This window comes from Paenibacillus rhizoryzae (genome assembly GCF_059686995.1).
The window spans coordinates 210,322-228,828 of sequence record NZ_JCAALT010000002.1; the positions used below are offsets into that span (position 1 = coordinate 210,322).

Below are 18,507 nucleotides of genomic sequence, written 5' to 3' on the forward strand. Positions count from 1 at the left end.
CCGATAATGTTGCACCTTTCGCCAAAATAGCGCATTTCTTAACAAAAAGGCGTATCCAACGGAAATTGGATACGCCTTTTTCATGTGCGACTGTTTCAAGCGACTCTGGAGCCGGTCTTTGGTCTGTGGCGCGACTTAGGAGCGCTTGTCATTGGTCTCACGCGACTCCGGAGCGAGTGTCTTTGGTTTGCGCGACTCTGGAGCAGCACCGGGAACGGACGCCGCAGGCGGTACGATTTGGAGCGACTTTGATGCGAAGCACCACGGGAGCGCCGAAGCGTGCCGCCTGCATACCGTGTCCCTCGCTAAGCAGAGGAGCAGCCACGAAACGCATTTCCCCCTGCCCCAAGCAGGGATAAACTGGAGCGACTTTGGTGCGGAAACGCAGCAACAGCTATTCCGAATTTGCGCGACATTGGTGCGGAGCACCACGGGAGCGCAAATCGGAATAGCTGTGCGAAGTGCCCCACCACGGGAGCCCTGTTTTACCCTACATCCCCAACCATTTTTTAAACAAATGCTTAGTCGTATCTTTATTAATCGCTGCAATCGAAGTCGTCAGCGGAATGCCTTTCGGACAAGAGCGTACGCAGTTCTGCGAGTTACCGCAGCCTTCGATACCGCCATCTTCCATCAGCGCTTCCAGACGTTCTTCTTGGTTCATCTCGCCAGTTGGGTGGGCATTGAACAGACGAACCTGCGAAATGGCCGCTGGTCCGATGAAGCTGTTGCGGTCGTTGACGTTCGGGCAGGATTCCAAGCAGACCCCACAGGTCATACATTTGGACAATTCATACGCCCATTGGCGTTTCGTTTCCGCCATACGCGGTCCGGGACCTAGATCATACGTACCATCGATCGGAATCCAAGCTTTTACCTTCTTAAGCGCATTGAACATCCGCTCACGGTTAATGACCAAGTCACGCACAACCGGGAACGTGCTCATCGGCTGCAAACGAATCGGTTGTTCCAATTTGTCGATCAGCGCGCTGCAGGCTTGACGAGGCTTGCCGTTGATGACCATGGAGCATGCGCCGCAAACCTCTTCCAGACAGTTCGATTCCCAGCATACCGGCGCTGTTCCATGTCCGTCTTGTTTCTTAGGGTTACGCTGGATTTCCATGAGGCAGCCGATTACGTTCATATTCGGGCGATATGGAATTTCAAACTCTTCCGTGTAAGGCTGAGAGTTCGGAGCGTCTTGACGCGTAATGATCAGCTTGACTGTTTTTGATGCAACTGAAGTTTCCGCCATCGTTATTCTCCTTTCTATTTTTCCTTCGAGTAGTCGCGTTTACGCGGTTTAATGAGAGAGACATCGACTTCTTCGTACGAAATTTGCGGGCCTTCCGGCGTCCAAGTCGCTTTTGTTGTTTTCAAGAAGTCATCATCGTTACGATCCGGGAATTCCGGTTTGTAGTGAGCACCGCGGCTCTCGTTACGCATAAGAGCGCCAAGTGTCATCGCTTCGGAAAGTTCCATCATGTTCCACAGCTGACGCGTGAACGCTACGCTCGCGTTATTCCAGCGCGCAGAATCGTTGATATTGATATTCTGATAACGCTGCTTCAGCTCTTTGATTTTCGCGATCGTCTCTTCAAGTTTCTTATTGAAACGTACAACGGTCATGTTGTTCGTCATCCACTCGCCGAGTTCTTTGTGCAGGACATACGCGTTCTCGGTACCGTTCATGTTCAAGATGCTTTCAAACTTGTCGGTTTGCTGTTTCTTCGCACGGTCATAAACGGAGGAAGAAATATCCTCAGCCGATTTCTTAAGGCCTTTGATGTATTCAACCGCTTTAGGTCCCGTAATCATGCCGCCATAGATGGCGGAGAGCAGCGAGTTCGCACCGAGACGGTTCGCACCATGATATTGATATTCACATTCGCCGCAAGCGAACAAGCCGGGAATGTTCGTCATTTGATTGTAGTCAACCCACATGCCGCCCATGGAATAGTGAACCGCAGGGAAGATTTTCATCGGAATTTTACGCGGGTCATCCCCCATGAACTTCTCATAAATCTCAATGATACCGCCAAGCTTAACATCCAGTACCTTCGGATCTTTATGGGACAAATCAAGGTAAACCATGTTCTCGCCGTTGATGCCAAGCTTCTGCTCTACGCATACGTCGAAGATTTCGCGAGTCGCGATATCACGCGGAACTAGGTTTCCGTATGCCGGATATTTCTCCTCTAGGAAGTACCAAGGCTTGCCGTCTTTATACGTCCAAATACGTCCGCCTTCGCCGCGCGCCGATTCCGACATCAGACGAAGCTTGTCATCGCCCGGGATCGCCGTTGGGTGAATTTGAATGAACTCACCGTTCGCATAATGAACGCCTTGTTGGTATACCGCACTCGCGGCTGTACCTGTGTTAATGACGGAGTTCGTTGTTTTGCCGAAAATAATACCAGGGCCGCCTGTCGCCAAAATAACAGCATCCGCAGCGAAGGTATGTACTTCCATGGAGCGAAGATCTTGAGCGGTTACACCGCGGCAAGCGCCTTCGTCATCCAGAATAGAACCGAGGAATTCCCAGTGCTCGTACTTCGTTACGAGTCCGGCTGTTTCCCAGCGGCGAACTTGCTCATCCAGTGCGTATAGCAATTGTTGGCCTGTCGTAGCACCCGCGAAAGCAGTACGGTGATATTGCGTACCGCCGAAACGACGGAAATCAAGCAAACCTTCCGGCGTACGGTTGAACATAACGCCCATCCGGTCCATCAAGTGAATGATGCCGGGCGCTGCATCGCACATTGCTTTTACAGGAGGTTGGTTCGCAAGGAAGTCCCCGCCATAAACGGTGTCATCAAAATGCTCCCAAGTGGAGTCGCCTTCACCCTTCGTATTAACCGCGCCGTTAATGCCGCCCTGTGCGCATACGGAGTGCGACCGTTTAACCGGCACAACGGAGAACAAATCGACGTGAACGCCTGCTTCTGCCGCTTTTATAGTAGCCATTAGACCGGCTAGACCGCCGCCAACGACAATAATTTTGTTTTTAGCCATTACATTATCGCTCCTTGTCTCAAAACTTAAACGAGATTCGTCAATTGCAGAGCAGCAGAGGCTGCTTCCTTAAACTCATCGCCGCGGAATGCACCAAGCGACAATAGGAACAACACCGCCACGATGACAAATACGCCCATCCAAAGGATTGAGGAGATGCGTTGTGCGCGCGGTCCGACTGTAATGCCCCAGCTTACAAGGAAAGCCCACATGCCGTTGCTGAAGTGGAACGTGGCGGCAAGAACACCAATGATATAAAGCACGAAGTAGAAGCCGTTGCTTGTAATATCGTGCATTAAGCTGCCGAGCTCCTCATGCTTTACTTCACCGAGCATCACTTGCAAACGGGTTTGGTAAAGATGCCAGAAGATAAAAATAAACGTAATTACACCGGTAATACGCTGAGCCGCAAATGCCCAGTTACGTCCATATTTGAACTGACCGGTATTCAGGTTCGACTGATAAGCAACATATAATCCATACACGCCGTGGAACAATAGCGGCAGCCAGATGCCGAACAATTCCAGGAAGAAAACGAGCGGAAGATCATTCAAAAACTTGATGCTATCCGAAAACCCCTGTGCTCCACCCTCATAGGCCGAATAGTTCGTAATCATGTGCTCAATGATGAACAGACCGAGCGGAATTACTCCGAGTAAGGAGTGGATCTTACGCGATAAATACGAATTTCCTTTCATAACTTGTACGTTCTCCTTTCCAAACTGTGGGGTAGCATTCGCCATAATTCGCCAAAACCATTCTCCATTGTAACGCTAGGCCCAGAGGGCGTCAATAAATAATAGATTTACACATTATGGTGGCACAGTACACATGATACTCCTTTTCCGCTTATAATGATATTGCTTATTATTCATTAATTGTTATAACATTTTTGCATATAGACTCAGAATCATGAGGTGATGGCTTGTGTTAGATGAACTACATGTTTTCGCCGTTGTCGTGGAGCAGTCCAGTATGAACAAAGCTTCTGCCGCACTGAATTTATCCCAGCCTGCGCTCTCACGCAAAATTGCCAAGCTTGAGCAAGATCTCGGTGCCCTGCTCTTCCGCCGCATCGGCAAACGTCTTGAGCTGACCCGAATCGGACAGCTTACGTACGAGTATGCCATCGAGGCTAGGCAGCAGCATTTGCGGTATCTCAGCCTAGTCGCCGATTATAAGAGCGCCGGCCGTTCGACTTTAACCATTGGCGCAAGTCTTACGACGCTGCAGACGACATTGCCTGATCTCATTCAAGCGCTGACCCTCCGCAGTCCCGAGCTCGACATCAAGGCCATCACCGGCAAAACGCATGAGATCGTCACCCTCGTCCGCGAGCGTAAAGCCGATCTTGGCATTGTCGCTTCGCGAATCGATGATCCGCAGCTCAAATGCGTGCCGCTGTTCGACGATCACCTTGTGCTCGTGCTGCCGCGCAATCACTTCGTCATGGATAAAGGCTTGCCTGTTATCAGCGATTTAAACGCGCTGCCGATGATATTGTTCTCCAAAGGCACGTGGTACCGGATTCTGACCGATGAGCTGTTCGAAAAATACCGCCTGCTCCCTGATGTACGCATGGAGATCGACTCCTTCGAGGCCATTCTTCGGCTGCTACATACCTGCCGAGCCGCTACATTGCTGCCCAAATCCTATCTGCGGCCGGAGATGCTGCAGGATAACGATCTCTCCGTTATCCCAATCCGCGAATTGGTCGAGTCCAAGCGTACCACTTCGCTGATACATGCGCAGTCGGAGAGCTTGAGTCCGGCCGTGCGGCTGTGGATCGACGAGATCGCTACGCATTATAAGCGGGGGTAACCCCACGCCTCTCCATCTTCATCCCTTTCTTCCCGCTGCGCCTGCAGATCTGCTGTTTCATTACTTTTAGTGCATACAATGCTCCGGCGGGAACGGCACAGCAAACAAAAAAGGACAGAAGCCGAAGCCGGCCTTGTCCTTTATTGTTTGCCATTTTCCGTATCCAATACCATGCCGAGCTTTCTTGCCATCCAAGCGGTCGAACTCGCTTGAAGCAATATGGTAAGCATGATTGCCATAAATGTGATGGAAGCGATCACATCGGCATGTTTGACGCCCATTCCAGATAGCATACCGGATAACGCGGCAGGGATGACGCCTGTTTCGCGAACCCACATCATAAAGGTCATCTCACGCATAGTCCAGCGAGAAGCACGATCGGGCCATGCCGATGCGAGGACGGTTGCCGGTCTCGCGATAACCATTAGCACCAGTACAGTCAATAAGCTTTGCCACCAATACTCGCGAAGCAGCACGAAACTGACTTGACTGCCTAATAGCACAAATATCAGCATGCGCAGCATGACGGTCATATTTTCCGAGAAATGATGCATCTCATCTTGCTTGTCCGTCATCGCGAGACCGAAGCTGCCCGCATTTCCCCAAATCAGGCCTGCAACGAAAGTCGCCATAAATCCGCTCACATGGAGCAGCTCCCCTACTAAGTAAGCACCGAGGGCCGTGCAGAGCATGGCAATCGTCGTATAATTTCGCAGCACGCCAAGCCTTACATGGGAAACGAAGCATACGATAACAAAGCCTATGACCAAACCGATAGCAATTCCACCGAGGGCCGTTTTCAAGAAATCCAGGACGATCACCCCCGGCTTAAGAGCCGATTGTCCTGTAGCTGCACCAAGCAGCGCAAACATGATGATCGAGCCTGTAGCATCGTTGAAAGCAGATTCACTTTCAACGGTTTCGCGAACCCGCTCCCGGATGCGCACTTGGCGAAACACCGGAATGATCGAGGCCGGATCAGTCGAAGCTATGACCGAGGCAGCAAGCAGAGAGAAAAGCCAAGCGATCCCGAACAGCCAATGAATCGCCGCGCCTACGATGGCAACGGTTATGATCACCCCTGTGACGCTTAGCAGACCAACAGTCCAGCCTACTTTACGAAGCCCGCGTAACGATATATTTCGGCCGCCGTCAAACAAAATTATGGACGAGCCTCCAACTAAGATCAATTGATTCGTAAGTGAGGTGCTGGGCTCATTAATCCAGTGCAGGCCCGTCCCAATAACCATCCCTGCAATAATGAATAGCGCCACATCCGGAAGCCTAAGCTTCATGGCGATCGTACCAGCCACCATGCCTACAATTACGATAACCAGCATAAGTAGCAAGAAATGCTGTATCAATTCGGAGGTGTTCTCCATAGAACTGCGGTCACCGCTTTCTAACTCTGAGATAAGCTTGCAGCTAACGAATGACCGAATCTTCAAATTCCTCAATCTGTTGATTCGTTCCGATGATCACCATAACATCCTTCTCCGCCAGCACATCGTTTCCGGTCGGCGCAATGATGATGCCCTTCGGCTTATTGATTGCTACGATACTACAGCCAAAGCGAGCCCGCGGATTCAGATCTTGCAGCGATACACCGCTCAAGCATTTGGGCACGGCCAACTCAGCAATCGTATAGTCCTTCGACAGCTCGATGTAATCGAGCAAATTTGGAGAAACCAGCTGATGCGCTACGCGGATGCCCATGTCTCGCTCCGGATAAACGACACGATCGACACCGATTTTTTCCAATACGCGCCCATGAAGCTCAGTCATCGCTTTCGCCACAACTTTCTTCACACCTAGATCCTTCAGTAGGATAGCCGAAAGAATGCTCGCTTGAATATCATCTCCAATTGCCACGACGCCGCAGTCGAAGTTTCGAACACCAAGCGAACGGAGCACTTCCTCATCGGTTGACTCCGCTACAACCGCATGCGTAAGCACCTGGCTCAGATCCTGCACGACTTCTTCATCCTTATCGATTCCGAGTACGTCGTAGCCCAACTTGATTAACTCACGCGCCAAGCTCGAGCCAAATCTCCCTAGCCCGATAATTACAAATTGATTGATTTTCATGGTTGTATGAATCCCCTATCCTATCGTGATTTTCCCTTCCGGATGTCTGTACAGCACTTTCTCCGTCCGCGGCCCTAACGCATATGCCAATGTAAGCGGCCCAAGCCTGCCTGCAAACATAGTGAAACAAATGATGATCTTTCCGATTAGCGATAAATTCGGCGTAATACCGAGTGTAAGACCGACTGTGCCAAACGCAGAGGTAGTCTCGTAGAGAATTTTCAGAAAGGCCTTGTCCTCCGTTGTGGAAAGTACCATCGTTACGAAAATCACGAGGGATAACGAAAGCATAGTAATCGTTAATGCTTTGAAGATCCGTTCCCGAGCAAGACGGTAATTGAATAGGACGATATCTTCCTTACCTCTGATCATTGCAATAACGGCCCCGATCAGTGTCATGAAGGTCGTTGTTTTGATCCCCCCGCCCGTAGAGCCCGGTGAAGCCCCGATGAACATCAGTATGATCATAAAGAACTGTGTTGCTTGCCGGAGAGATGCCAAATCCAGCGTATTGGCACCGGCCGTACGCGGCGTTACAGATTGGAAGAATGCCGACATAATTTTGCTTCCCCAATCAAGCGAGCCAAGCGTCTTGGAATTGGAAAACTCGAATATGAATATAACGAGAGTACCGATCGCTATCAGGAATCCGCTCATGCTCAGGACTACCTTCGAATGCAGAGACAGTCGCTTTTTCTTGCGGTACTCAAGCAAATCGGACATGACGATGAATCCAATCCCGCCTGTAATAATGAGCAGCATCGTAACGATATTCACCAGCGGATCGCTCACATAACTCGTTAAGCTCGTATAAGGCACCCCAAATTGGCCAAACAAGTCGATCCCTGCATTATTAAAGAACGAAACCGCATGAAAGATGCCGAAGTATACCGCTTTTCCAACCGGCATGTCAAAGGACCAGCGGATGGCAAACAGGACTGCAGCAACAGACTCGATAGTTAAGGAATAAATGATGACTTTGCGAATTAATCGGACGATACCCTCCATATTGCTTTGGTTTAAGGCTTCCTGGAGGATTAACCTTTCCTTAAGCGAAATGCGTTTGCGTAAGGCAAGAGCGAATAAAGTAGCCATCGTCATGAATCCCAGTCCGCCAATTTGAATCAGCGCCATTATAATAAGCTGACCAGGCACGGAGTAGTGGCTTCCAGTATCGACCGTCACTAGTCCTGTCACGCAGGTTGCCGTCGTCGCCGTAAACATCGCATCGATAATAGGAGTAGCATAACCATCCCTTGCAGCGAATGGCATGGACAGAAGTGCGCCGCCACACAAAATAATCAGTGCAAACCCAGTCACAAGAATTCTTGGAGGCGACCATTTGGATAGACGGAAAAATGGCTTCAATGCTTTCATTCCTATAGCTTCCCTTCTTTGGCGCTTCTTTAAGCAGACGATAACCTTCGTATACAACGCCTGTCAATGGTTCACATTATAAACCGTTCCGGTTCTCATTTCCAAATAGGACAGCTCTTGTTTCATGGATAATAATGTCTCAATTATGTTAAGGTAATGAATATCGCGCAATCGTTCTACTATTCGAGACAGAGGTGTTCAAATGAATACGACGCAGCTCCAGCCCCACTGGAAATTATTTTCCTGGCTAGCCGGCATTGGTATCATCATTTATGTACTCATTCAGATCGTTCCTTCCACTGCTGAGACGTTCTTCGATTCGGGCAGCGAGTCGGTCATTCCCAAGAGCAAGGCAGAAGCAGCGGCCACTTCCTTTATTCAGAAGCAGTTCCACGCTCACCCTGCGAATGTACATGCCGTGCATCAATCCGACAGCCTTCTCTACGGGTATTTGGAGAAGAATAAGCTGACGAAAACCTACAATAAGAAATATGATACGGATTTCCCTACGGACACGTTTCAAGTAACGGCAGAAATGCCGGATAAGAGCGAGATTTTCGTCTATGTACATATGCAAAAAGGGACGATAGTCGCGTGGAATCGGCTGAACGCATCGGATACCACGCCTGCCCAAGGCAAAGAGCTTTCAGATGCCGCGCTTGCTTTTGCAGCCTCCAAGGGTTTTGCCAAATCATCCCTTTCCCTTCATAAAATGGACTCGGATAAAGGTCAAATCATCTATAAAGCAGCCCGTAACTCTGTTGGCAAAGCACCGCTGCTGCTTCGTATTCGAGGGGAAAAGCTTGCGAATGGCAGCTTCCTTATTGCTTCTTATAAACCGCAGTTCACTGTCCCTTCCGAGTACACCAGCTATGTGAACAGCCAGAAGCGCATCGCGAATTATTTGTCATCGATCGGGAGTTTGTTCCTGTCGTTTGTCTTGTTTATACTCGCCATCATTTATGCGTCTCTCTATCGCAAACACACTTCGTTCTTGCGCGGTATCGTACTCACCGTCATCTTCCTGGCTATGTATTTGGCCAATGATTTCAACATGACAGACGGCATTGTGGCCGGCTACGGCGAAGTCCTCCATGCGGATACGATCGCGTATGTTGCGGTGATTGTGACTTGCTTGATTACCGTTATCATGGCACTTGCCGTCTACTTCTCCCTGGTTGGCGGAGATGGATTATGGAAAGGAATGGGCCGGAATTTATGGCCGCGTTTCGGCCAACCCGGCTATGGGGAGCATGTATGGCGGAGCATGTGGCTTGGCTACTTGTGCGCCTTTATGCTGCTTGGCTTACAAACGATTATCTTTATCATCCTCATGCAAGTAAACGGCTCATGGTCTACAACCGACGTCACTCAATCTCCTTATAATCTTGCGGCGCCATTGATTTTCCCTGTTCTTGCTTGGTGTGCGGCGATCTCGGAGGAAGCGGTGTTCCGATTGTTCGGCATCGGTCTGATGAAGCGTTGGTTCAAAAATTCGTTCGTTGCTTCCCTCATTCCAACGGTCATCTGGGCGCTCGGTCATGTCACGTATCCGATCTTCCCATCTACAACAAGGCTGCTGGAGCTCACGATCATCGGACTTATCTTCAGCTTTCTGTTCCTGCGATACGGCTTTATTACGGTATTGTTCGCACATGCGATTTTCGACAGTGTGATGATGGCCATCTCATTGATGTTTATGGGCTCCGCCAGCCATATTCTGACCGGCATCGTCTACATCGTTCTTCCCATCCCAATTGCATGGCTCATGCGATATGTGGATAACAGAAAACGTCCGAAACCCTACACCGCATAAATACAAAGGCCCTCCCGGCATGAAAGTTCCGGGAGGGCCTTTTTCACTTGCTAATGGAAGGATTACTTTCTATTGTTCTTCCTTCAACGCTTCAATAATTTGTGATGCGAGCTTCTCGCCAATCGATAGAGGTCGGAAATCTTCAATAGCGGCTTCTCTTATTTTCTTAATGGAGCCAAAGTGCTTCAGAAGCGCCTTACGGCGTTTCTCCCCGATGCCCGGTATCGAATCAAGCTTCGACACCACCATCGATTTCCCCCGCAGCTCGCGGTGGAACGTAATCGCAAATCGATGCACCTCGTCTTGAATGCGCTGCAGCAAGTAGAATTCTTGGCTGTCACGCGGCAAAGTCACCACTTCAGGCGGATCTCCAGTCATTAGCTGCGCCGTTTTGTGCTTAGTGTCCTTCACAAGGCCGCACACCGGTACCATTAAACCGAGCTCGTTCTCAAGAATATCGAGCGCTGCGGAGATCTGACCCCGCCCGCCATCGACAATGATCAGATCGGGCAGCTGAAGCTCTTCCTTCAGCACACGCTCGTAGCGGCGACGAATGACTTCCCGCATCGTGCCATAGTCATCCGGTCCGACGACCGTCTTCACCTTGTACTTGCGATATTCCTTCTTATCCGGTTTCCCATCGACGAAAACGACCATCGCCGAGACGGGATCCGTCCCTTGAATGTTTGAATTATCGAATGCTTCGATGCGGCGAACTTGAGGAAGACCCAGCGCTTCCGCGAGCCCTTCCGATGCTTTGAAGGTCCGCTCTTCATCCCGCTCGATCAGCTTGAATTTCTCATCCAGCGTCACCTTCGCATTGTTCACTGCCATTGTCACCACATCGCGTTTGCGTCCGCGCAGCGGCATAAACACTTTCACCTTCAGCCATTTCTGCAAGGAGTTACGCAGCTCGGCTTCCACCGAACCCGGTTCCGGCTCCCCTTGCTCATCGCCTTCGGCATGCTGCTCAGCCGGCGCTGCGTCCACCACGTACTCTACACCTGTCTCCTGTACGCTCGCAGCCGTCTCCAGCTCCGCTTCCTGCGGCGGCGAAGGCAAGAAAATCTCCTTTGGCAGCGCCGGATTTTCCGAATAATACTGGGTCACGAACGTCATAAAATCATCGTATGCCGCGCCATAATACGGGAACGTCGTCGCTCTACGCTCAATAAGCTTCCCTTGCCGCATGTACATAATTTGTACGCACATCCAGCCTTTCTCGATCGCATAACCGAAGACGTCGCGGTCCATCGCATCGTTAAGCGTAATTTTCTGCTTCTCCATGACAGCATCAATGGCTATGAGCTGGTCACGGTATTCCTTCGCGCGCTCGAATTCCATCAGCTCCGCCGCTGATTCCATTTTGGCCTGAAGCGTCTTCTTCACTTCATCATGGCCGCCGTTCAAGAAACGGGTGATCTCTTGCACCATGTTCTCGTACGTGCCAGGCGCAATGTCGAATTCACATGGCGCTACGCATTGCCCGATATGATAGTACAAACATACCTTGTCCGGCAGTGTGCCGCATTTGCGCAGCGGATATAACCGGTCTAGCAGCTTCTTCGTTTGCGTAGCCGCGAATGCATTCGGATACGGTCCGAAATATTTGCCTTTATCTTTCACGATCCGGCGCGTAACCTCAAGCTTCGGATGCGTTTCATTCGTAATTTTGATATACGGAAAGGTCTTGTCGTCCTTTAAAAGGACGTTATAACGGGGATGATACTGTTTAATCAAGTTACACTCCAGTATCAACGCTTCCATATTGCTCGATGTGACAATGTATTCGAAATCGCGGATCAAAGATACAAGCCGCAATGTCTTTCCGTTATGACTGCCGTTAAAATACGAACGTACCCGGTTCTTCAGCACCTTTGCTTTGCCGACATAAATGATGGTGCCCTCGGCATCCTTCATCAAGTAGCAGCCCGACTGATCCGGCAGCAAAGCCAGCTTGCTGCGTATTCGCTCCTCGGCAAGGCGCCGATCTGCAGCTGATTCCTTTCTCGGTTGATCCTCCATTGTCGTCCTCCTCCCGGCACATGGCTACCGTTTATTGTACCACAATGCAGCCTTATTTTGCGGCAGAACTCGGCGCACTTGTCAGCGGCATTCGGCACAAATTTGCCTCACAATTGTCACGACCTCCGACTTTACAATTATTCTGGAAGTTGGGTATACTAGGGGGAGCAATCGTTGTTGTCTAAGGAGGAAGTTAAAACGATGGAAAATGTAAGAGACCCACGTGAGCATTTGAACGAGGAACCGCGCGACGATCTATTCGACGTTGCACTTGGCTTTGGCGGATTCTTTGGACTGCTGTTCGTTATTTTCGCCGCTGCGGTGATTATCAAATTCATCATTTCGTAATAATGTGGCCTTGCCTCGGACTCCGGGTGCAAGGCCATTTTAATGGAATGAGTTGACAAGGCGCTGCAATGCGCATAGAATGACAACTAACGATAACTAAGGAGGCTGATGTCAAATGGTAGCTAATGTCATGAACGTTCAAGATGTTGCGGTAGTTGCATATGCATCGGTCTCAGACGGATCAAGTACGGGAATTACGCAGTAAGCTAAGGATACAGCCCTAGCTTATTTGTAATCGCCCATCGCCGCCGCAAGAGGCCGAAATTCGGTTTCTTGCGGTTTTTTTGTGTCCGTTTCGATACGTGCAAACGTATCAAAAGCGAAGACCGCAGGAGTTTATTTCCTGCGGTCTTTTTTGTTATCCAATCAACCAATCCAACTAAAAAGGGGTACACCAATTTTGAACATGAACCATCCTTTGCAAGTAAGCTCGACCACTAACGGGCTGCAAGACTACGGCTGGAATGGATACTGGGAGAACGCATTTTCCCGTGTGTCCGGCGCCGGCAGCACAGGTGTCAGCCTAGAGCCGGCACGTGTCGTTGCCCAGTTTACGAATCGTTACCGCATCATGACCGCCGCCGGCGAGTACGCCGCGGAGGTCAGCGGCAAATTCCAGTTCCAGGCTGCATCGCGCAGCGAATTCCCTGCCGTCGGCGACTGGGTCGCGGTACAATCGCTGCCCGGTGAGCAGCGTGCCATCATTCACAGCATCCTGCCTCGCCGCTCGGCAATGATCCGCAGAGCAGCCGGCAGCGTGCCGGAAGAACAGGTCATCGGCACGAATATTGACACTCTCTTCATCGTTAATGCGCTCAATGGCGATTACAATGTCCGCAAAATCGAACGCTACCTCATCGCGGCTTGGGAAAGCGGTGCAATGCCTGTCGTCCTCCTGACGAAAGCCGATCTCTGCACCGATACCGAGCGCAGAGTTGCCGAGGTTGAAGCGGCAGCGCCCGGTGTCCCTGTTCATGCGGTTAGCGCCTTGGAGAACGAAGGCCGCGACTCTCTCTCGCCTTATATGCTCCTAGGCCGCACCATTGCCGTAACCGGCTCATCCGGCGTCGGCAAATCGACGCTGCTGAACTGGCTGGCCGGCGGCGACCTGCAGCGCGTGCAGGGCATCCGCGAGGATGACGCGCGCGGCCGCCATACGACCACGCACCGCGAGCTGTTCCCGCTTCCGGGCGGCGTCATCATGATGGATACGCCGGGGATGCGCGAGCTGCAGCTGTGGGAAGCCGATGACGGCCGGCAGGAAGCGTTCTCCGATATTGAAGCGATCGCCGAGACCTGCCGGTTCCGCGATTGCCGTCATCAGGCGGAGCAGGGCTGCGCCGTGAAGGCAGCGCTGCGCAGCGGCACGCTCGATGAGCGCCGCTACGAGAGCTATAAGAAAACCGGACGCGAGCTGGCGCATCAAGCGCGCAAAGAGCAGTCCGTCAGCAAGCGGCAGAAGAAAAGTGCCGATAAACGGATCGAAGCGCGCACAAGCTACGTCAAGCACAAGCTGGACATCGACTGATTGAAATTGACTAGCGTTGCGCTGAGTTGTATAATCTTATCAAGTGATAAGCTGTTTTAGCAGGAAAGGAATCTTCTCAGCAATGGCAGCCAACAAATCGAGTCAATCGCAAGAAACACGCGCCATGATTATTAGAACCGCGAAGGAGCTGTTTATGGAGCTCGGATATCGTTCCGTATCCACGCGGCAAATCGCCGATGCCTGCGGCTTAACCCAGCCTGCGTTATATCACCACTTCAAGGATAAACAGGCGCTTTACGTAGATGTCATGAGATCGGTGTGCGAAGGCACCCGAAGCGCGCTCGACCGTATCATTCGAAGAGAAACAGATGTAAGGCACCGCCTCTACCATGTCACCGCCTATATGCTAGCGAGTCACCCCGAGGATCTTAGCCGGATGTTTCACGATATCCGGCATGAGCTTGCTCCGGAGTCGCAGCGAATTATCTATGGGCTATGGCGCGGCGCGTACCTTGCCCCACTGCTCATGATATTCGAAGCCGCGCAGCTGAGTGGGGAATTGCGCAGCTCCGCGCAGTTCGGCATGGATGCCGAGAAATCAGCCCGGCTGTTGATGGGGCTCATTAACCAAACACTTGCCTCAGCCTCTACATTCACGAACGCAGCAATCGCTGCCACAAAGAAAGATTGGGATGAACAAGCCCAAATGCTCGTCAACGTATTGTTATTCGGACTATCGGCCACCCCACCACCTTCGGTGTAAGGCGGCCTAAATAGCCCTTTTTTCTAATCATCACTTATCACTTGATAAGCCAAAACAAAGGAGATGAAACTTCCACATGGTAGTTAGGTGGCTCGAAACATTCACGCAAGCAGTCGGAGGCAAACGCGGCAGATGGTTAACGCTTGCCGCTTGGATCGTTATTGTCGCTCTGCTCAATGTGACGCTGCCAAGTTCCTCAGAGCTGAAGGATGATACGCTGGCCAACTTCGATGCAAGCAAGCCGTCCGTTCAGGCCGAGAAGCTGATCGCGGAACAATTCCCGTCCGAAACCGGTATCCCCGCGCTCTTAACCTGGTATCGCGCGAACGGACTTACGGATGAGGATTTGGCCGGTATTCAGCTGCTCGCGAAACAGCTTGCAGCAAATCCTGTCCCTCATCAAGAAAGTGTCGTCCCGCTCGATAAGCTGCCGCTTCCCGCTCTAAAGCAGCAGGTTTCTGAAGACGGTACAACGTTGGTTCAGCCTGTTCTGTTTGATAAGGCGTCGGGAAGCGATGGGCTCAAAGAAGGTCTGATCCAGATCGAAGAAGAAACAGCACTTATCTTCAAGGATGGAACAAACCCATTCCAAACCAAACTTGGTAACGAGTCCGGCAGCGGCCTTGCCGTTCGCGCATCGGGACCTGTCGGCATCGCAGTCGACGCAACAGGCTTGTTCAAGAGCGCCGATGTCTCTTTGCTGCTGTCTACTGTTTTTCTCGTCCTCCTATTTCTGCTGCTTATCTACCGTTCGCCGGTACTCGCTCTCATTCCGCTGATCGCGGTCGGCTTCGCATACGGAGCAATCACACCGCTGTTAGGGTGGATGGCTGATCAAGGCTGGATTGCCTATGATTCGCAGAGCCTATCGATCATGACCGTGCTGCTGTTCGGCGCAGGAACGGATTACTGCCTCTTCTTAATTGCCAGATTCCGCAGCGAATTGAAGGAAGAACGCCATACTTTCACAGCGTTAAAACGTGCATTCAGCGGTTCTTCAGGTGCGATTGCCATGAGCGGTTTGACCGTTGTGCTCTCCCTGCTCGTGCTGCTTATGGCTGAGTTCGGCAGCATTCAGCGCTTCGCGGTACCGTTCAGCTTAGCCATTCTGATCATGATGATCGCGAGCTTGACGCTAGTGCCATCCTTTCTAAGTCTGCTGGGCAGAGCTTCCTTCTACCCGTTCATTCCAAGAACGCAAGAAATGGCTGCCGCTCGCGCGAAGAAGAAAGGTAAACCGGCGCCGGCTCTACAAACACGCGCAACCCTTGGCGATCGACTTGGCGAGGTCGTTGTGCGCAAGCCGAAGCGGATTGCCGTTATCACGACAGTTATCCTGGTGATCTGTGTTATTTTCGCCACGCAGATCAAATACACTTTCGACACGCTCTCTTCGTTCCCGGCGGATTCACCTTCGCGAGAAGGCTTTACTCTCATAGCGGATCATTTCAATGCAGGCGAGCTCGCGCCTGTACAAGTGATAGCAGAGACCCCGTCAGCAGAGCAAGGAGAAGCGGTCAAAGCAGCGCTAGCATCGCTTCCTTTTGTAAAAAAAGTTACCGATCCGGTCAAAGGCGCAACGAATACGGATCTGCTCCGCTTTGAGGTCGAGCTTGCCGTGAATCCTTATTCCATTGAGGCAATCGACCATATTCCTCAACTGCGGAAAGCGGCGGAAGAAGCACTCTCTTCACCAAGCGCCGGCTCTACCGAAACCGATATCGACGATGCTAAGCAACAGGTATGGATCGGCGGCCAAACCGCAGAGCAGTACGACACCAAACAAACAACCGACAATGACGCGAAGCTCATCATTCCGGTCATCCTGATCCTTATTGCACTACTATTGCTCGCCTACCTGCGATCCTTCGTCGCGATGCTCTATTTAATTGCAACCGTGCTGTTATCCTATTACAGCGCGCTCGGGCTTGGCTGGGCCGTGCTTCACTACTTGTTCGGCACGGAAGCGATACAAGGACTTATCCCGCTCTATTCCTTTGTCTTTATCGTTGCGCTCGGCGAGGATTACAACATCTTCATGATTTCGAGCATATGGAAGAAAGCCCGTCATATGCCGCTGCGCCAAGCGGTGAAGGAGGGCGTCTCCCAAACCGGTTCCGTTATCACCTCGGCAGGACTGATTCTCGCAGGTACCTTCGCTGTGCTGGCGACCTTGCCGATTCAAGTGCTTGTGCAATTCGGTACGATAACGGCCATCGGCGTCCTGCTCGATACGTTTATCGTGAGGCCGTTCCTAGTCCCCGCCATTACGGTACTTTGCGGCCGCGCTGCCTTCTGGCCAGCTTCCGCTTCGAAATCCGAACAATCGACACTTACAAACAACTAAACAAATCCAAACGACTACCTCAGAAATCGGCAAAAAGCGCCGGGTCACTCGTCATCCACGAGCGGTCCGGCGCTTCTTCTATGCTAGCTAATGCTATCCGTTAACAGCCTTCAATTTATCGGTGCTGTTTGCGTCCTGTCGTTGTTGTCCAGCTTGCCCAGTTTGCCCGGTTTTGGCAGTCGCCGCATCGAACCTCTTCCGTTCTGTACGGTCGATTTGGACTACTCTGCCGTCATGAACCGTAATGAGAACCGAACCATATTCAAGCCCATTTACCTGTGTTGCTATGCGCTCTAACCATTCTTGATCCAGCACGATTGGTTTTGCCATCATAAATCCCTCCCGGACTAATTAAATATGAACTGGCAGCGGATCGATCTTCAATGGATTCTCCACGATCGTCGCCGACTTGTCAGTAATAACGTATAAACGGTGAATAAGGACGGATACTTCATCACCCGGCTGAAGCGGCTCTTGGTCCAAGGAACGATGCGCCGACAATCGGTTGTTGCCCACTTGCACATCGAGCTCCAAATGAGCGCCTCGGAAGAAAACATGACGAACCTTGCCTTTCTCGGAAGCAGAAGGGAATGGAATTTCCCGCTCGCGTCCTACCTCGACAAACTCGGGACGGATGATCGCTTTAGCGCCTTCCGCCAGTGAGGAATTACCGAAGCCGCGAAGATCGCTAGGCTGCTCCACCACGCTGGAATGACCGATAAACCCGGCCACAAAAGCAGTTTGCGGATCGGTGTAAATATGCACCGGCGAGCCTTGCTGCTCCAGCTTTCCTTGCTGAACGATCAGCATTTCATCCGCCACCTCGACCGCTTCATCTTGGTCATGCGTAACGAAGATGGATGTGATGCCAAGCGTGCTGATCAGCTGCTTCAGCCAGGTGCGAAGCTCCTTGCGCACTTTCGCGTCTATAGCGGCGAAGGGTTCATCGAGCAGCAGCAGATCCGGCTTAGGCGCAAGTGCCCTTGCGAATGCCACCCGCTGCCGTTGTCCGCCTGAGAGCTGATGCGGGTAACGATGCTCGAAGCCCCGCAGTCCCGTCAAGTCAAGCAATTCGCCGACACGTGCCTTAATCTCGGTTTTACTGGCCTTACGAATCGTTAGTCCAAATGCGATATTGTCGAATACGGTCATATGTTTAAACAAGGCGTAGTTTTGGAAAACAAATCCGATTCCTCTGAGCTGCGGCTGAACATCGTTGACTCGTTTCCCGTTAATGAAGATATCGCCGGAATCCGGTGTCTCAAGTCCCGCTAATATGCGCAGCAGCGTTGATTTGCCGCCGCCGCTCGGTCCGAGCAGACCGATCAGCTTGCCGCGTTCAATCGAGAAGCTGACATCATTGACGGCTTGGTGGCCATGAAAGGATTTATTGATGTTGCGAACCTCGATATGCATCC

The 18,507-nt window shown here is 51.4% G+C and carries 16 protein-coding genes; 6 read left to right on the forward strand and 10 right to left on the reverse strand.

All coding sequences use genetic code 11. The features are described 5' to 3' along the window. Positions 1 to 157: 157 nt before the first annotated feature. From AC6ESO_RS06255 to AC6ESO_RS06270, 4 genes are all read right to left on the reverse strand, one after another. Positions 158 to 325 (reverse strand): hypothetical protein, encoded by a 168-nt coding sequence (locus AC6ESO_RS06255; protein ID WP_497090642.1) that lies wholly within the window; start codon positions 323 to 325, stop codon positions 158 to 160. Positions 326 to 490: 165 nt separating this feature from the next. Beyond that, positions 491 to 1,255, reverse strand: coding sequence for a succinate dehydrogenase iron-sulfur subunit (gene sdhB, locus AC6ESO_RS06260; RefSeq protein WP_497090643.1), 765 nt, complete (start codon positions 1,253 to 1,255; stop codon positions 491 to 493). Between the two features lie 14 nt (positions 1,256 to 1,269). Further along, positions 1,270 to 3,015, reverse strand: coding sequence for a succinate dehydrogenase flavoprotein subunit (sdhA, locus tag AC6ESO_RS06265; protein WP_494818417.1), 1,746 nt, complete (start codon positions 3,013 to 3,015; stop codon positions 1,270 to 1,272). Between the two features lie 26 nt (positions 3,016 to 3,041). Then, complete coding sequence (locus AC6ESO_RS06270) at positions 3,042 to 3,713, reverse strand: succinate dehydrogenase cytochrome b558 subunit (RefSeq protein ID WP_494818416.1); 672 nt, start codon at positions 3,711 to 3,713, stop codon at positions 3,042 to 3,044. A gap of 229 nt (positions 3,714 to 3,942) precedes the next feature. Here AC6ESO_RS06270 and AC6ESO_RS06275 point away from each other — a divergent pair, with 229 nt between their 5' ends. Next, a complete protein-coding gene (locus tag AC6ESO_RS06275) occupies positions 3,943 to 4,836 on the forward strand; it encodes a LysR family transcriptional regulator (protein ID WP_497090644.1) in 894 nt (297 codons plus the stop codon). Positions 4,837 to 4,976: 140 nt separating this feature from the next. Here AC6ESO_RS06275 and AC6ESO_RS06280 read toward each other — a convergent pair whose 3' ends face one another. From AC6ESO_RS06280 to AC6ESO_RS06290, 3 genes are all read right to left on the reverse strand, one after another. Continuing rightward, positions 4,977 to 6,200, reverse strand: a complete 1,224-nt coding sequence (locus tag AC6ESO_RS06280) for a cation:proton antiporter (RefSeq protein ID WP_497090645.1) — start codon at positions 6,198 to 6,200, stop codon at positions 4,977 to 4,979. Positions 6,201 to 6,261: 61 nt separating this feature from the next. After that, positions 6,262 to 6,924 (reverse strand): potassium channel family protein, encoded by a 663-nt coding sequence (locus tag AC6ESO_RS06285; RefSeq protein ID WP_497090646.1) that lies wholly within the window; start codon positions 6,922 to 6,924, stop codon positions 6,262 to 6,264. Between the two features lie 15 nt (positions 6,925 to 6,939). Continuing rightward, positions 6,940 to 8,301, reverse strand: a complete 1,362-nt coding sequence (locus AC6ESO_RS06290; protein WP_497090647.1) for a TrkH family potassium uptake protein — start codon at positions 8,299 to 8,301, stop codon at positions 6,940 to 6,942. A gap of 202 nt (positions 8,302 to 8,503) precedes the next feature. On the opposite strand from AC6ESO_RS06290, the gene AC6ESO_RS06295 reads away from it, so the two are divergent. Continuing rightward, positions 8,504 to 10,117 (forward strand): CPBP family intramembrane glutamic endopeptidase, encoded by a 1,614-nt coding sequence (locus AC6ESO_RS06295; protein ID WP_497090648.1) that lies wholly within the window; start codon positions 8,504 to 8,506, stop codon positions 10,115 to 10,117. A 69-nt stretch (positions 10,118 to 10,186) separates the two neighbouring features. Here AC6ESO_RS06295 and uvrC read toward each other — a convergent pair whose 3' ends face one another. After that, complete coding sequence (uvrC, locus tag AC6ESO_RS06300; RefSeq protein ID WP_497090649.1) at positions 10,187 to 12,142, reverse strand: excinuclease ABC subunit UvrC; 1,956 nt, start codon at positions 12,140 to 12,142, stop codon at positions 10,187 to 10,189. 201 nt (positions 12,143 to 12,343) lie between these two features. On the opposite strand from uvrC, the gene AC6ESO_RS06305 reads away from it, so the two are divergent. The 4 genes from AC6ESO_RS06305 to AC6ESO_RS06320 all read left to right on the forward strand — a co-directional run bounded on the left by AC6ESO_RS06305 (position 12,344) and on the right by AC6ESO_RS06320 (position 17,089). Further along, on the forward strand, positions 12,344 to 12,490 hold the full coding sequence (locus AC6ESO_RS06305; protein ID WP_090982007.1) for a YqzM family protein: 147 nt from the start codon (positions 12,344 to 12,346) through the stop codon (positions 12,488 to 12,490). A 406-nt stretch (positions 12,491 to 12,896) separates the two neighbouring features. Beyond that, positions 12,897 to 14,018, forward strand: a complete 1,122-nt coding sequence (gene rsgA / locus AC6ESO_RS06310) for a ribosome small subunit-dependent GTPase A (RefSeq protein WP_497091059.1) — start codon at positions 12,897 to 12,899, stop codon at positions 14,016 to 14,018. An 82-nt stretch (positions 14,019 to 14,100) separates the two neighbouring features. Then, a complete protein-coding gene (locus tag AC6ESO_RS06315) occupies positions 14,101 to 14,742 on the forward strand; it encodes a TetR/AcrR family transcriptional regulator (protein WP_497090650.1) in 642 nt (213 codons plus the stop codon). A gap of 76 nt (positions 14,743 to 14,818) precedes the next feature. After that, on the forward strand, positions 14,819 to 17,089 hold the full coding sequence (locus AC6ESO_RS06320) for an MMPL family transporter (RefSeq protein WP_497090651.1): 2,271 nt from the start codon (positions 14,819 to 14,821) through the stop codon (positions 17,087 to 17,089). Positions 17,090 to 17,182: 93 nt separating this feature from the next. On the opposite strand, the gene AC6ESO_RS06325 is transcribed toward AC6ESO_RS06320, so the two are convergent. Beyond that, on the reverse strand, positions 17,183 to 17,422 hold the full coding sequence (locus AC6ESO_RS06325; protein WP_497090652.1) for a YezD family protein: 240 nt from the start codon (positions 17,420 to 17,422) through the stop codon (positions 17,183 to 17,185). Positions 17,423 to 17,440: 18 nt separating this feature from the next. After that, on the reverse strand, positions 17,441 to 18,505 hold the full coding sequence (locus AC6ESO_RS06330) for an ABC transporter ATP-binding protein (RefSeq protein WP_497090653.1): 1,065 nt from the start codon (positions 18,503 to 18,505) through the stop codon (positions 17,441 to 17,443). Between the last annotated feature and the right edge of the window lie 2 nt (positions 18,506 to 18,507).

What these genes read in the sequence shown, in the direction of transcription:
- AC6ESO_RS06330 (WP_497090653.1), bottom strand. Translation starts at nt 18,505, where the DNA reads ATGCATATCGAGGTTCGCAACATCAATAAATCCTTTCATGGCCACCAA.
- sdhB (WP_497090643.1), bottom strand. Translation starts at nt 1,255, where the DNA reads ATGGCGGAAACTTCAGTTGCATCAAAAACAGTCAAGCTGATCATTACG.
- AC6ESO_RS06325 (WP_497090652.1), bottom strand. Translation starts at nt 17,422, where the DNA reads ATGATGGCAAAACCAATCGTGCTGGATCAAGAATGGTTAGAGCGCATA.
- AC6ESO_RS06315 (WP_497090650.1), top strand. Translation starts at nt 14,101, where the DNA reads ATGGCAGCCAACAAATCGAGTCAATCGCAAGAAACACGCGCCATGATT.
- AC6ESO_RS06305 (WP_090982007.1), top strand. Translation starts at nt 12,344, where the DNA reads ATGGAAAATGTAAGAGACCCACGTGAGCATTTGAACGAGGAACCGCGC.
- AC6ESO_RS06285 (WP_497090646.1), bottom strand. Translation starts at nt 6,924, where the DNA reads ATGAAAATCAATCAATTTGTAATTATCGGGCTAGGGAGATTTGGCTCG.
- AC6ESO_RS06295 (WP_497090648.1), top strand. Translation starts at nt 8,504, where the DNA reads ATGAATACGACGCAGCTCCAGCCCCACTGGAAATTATTTTCCTGGCTA.
- AC6ESO_RS06320 (WP_497090651.1), top strand. Translation starts at nt 14,819, where the DNA reads ATGGTAGTTAGGTGGCTCGAAACATTCACGCAAGCAGTCGGAGGCAAA.
- uvrC (WP_497090649.1), bottom strand. Translation starts at nt 12,142, where the DNA reads ATGGAGGATCAACCGAGAAAGGAATCAGCTGCAGATCGGCGCCTTGCC.
- AC6ESO_RS06290 (WP_497090647.1), bottom strand. Translation starts at nt 8,301, where the DNA reads ATGAAAGCATTGAAGCCATTTTTCCGTCTATCCAAATGGTCGCCTCCA.
- rsgA (WP_497091059.1), top strand. Translation starts at nt 12,897, where the DNA reads ATGAACCATCCTTTGCAAGTAAGCTCGACCACTAACGGGCTGCAAGAC.
- sdhA (WP_494818417.1), bottom strand. Translation starts at nt 3,015, where the DNA reads ATGGCTAAAAACAAAATTATTGTCGTTGGCGGCGGTCTAGCCGGTCTA.
- AC6ESO_RS06270 (WP_494818416.1), bottom strand. Translation starts at nt 3,713, where the DNA reads ATGAAAGGAAATTCGTATTTATCGCGTAAGATCCACTCCTTACTCGGA.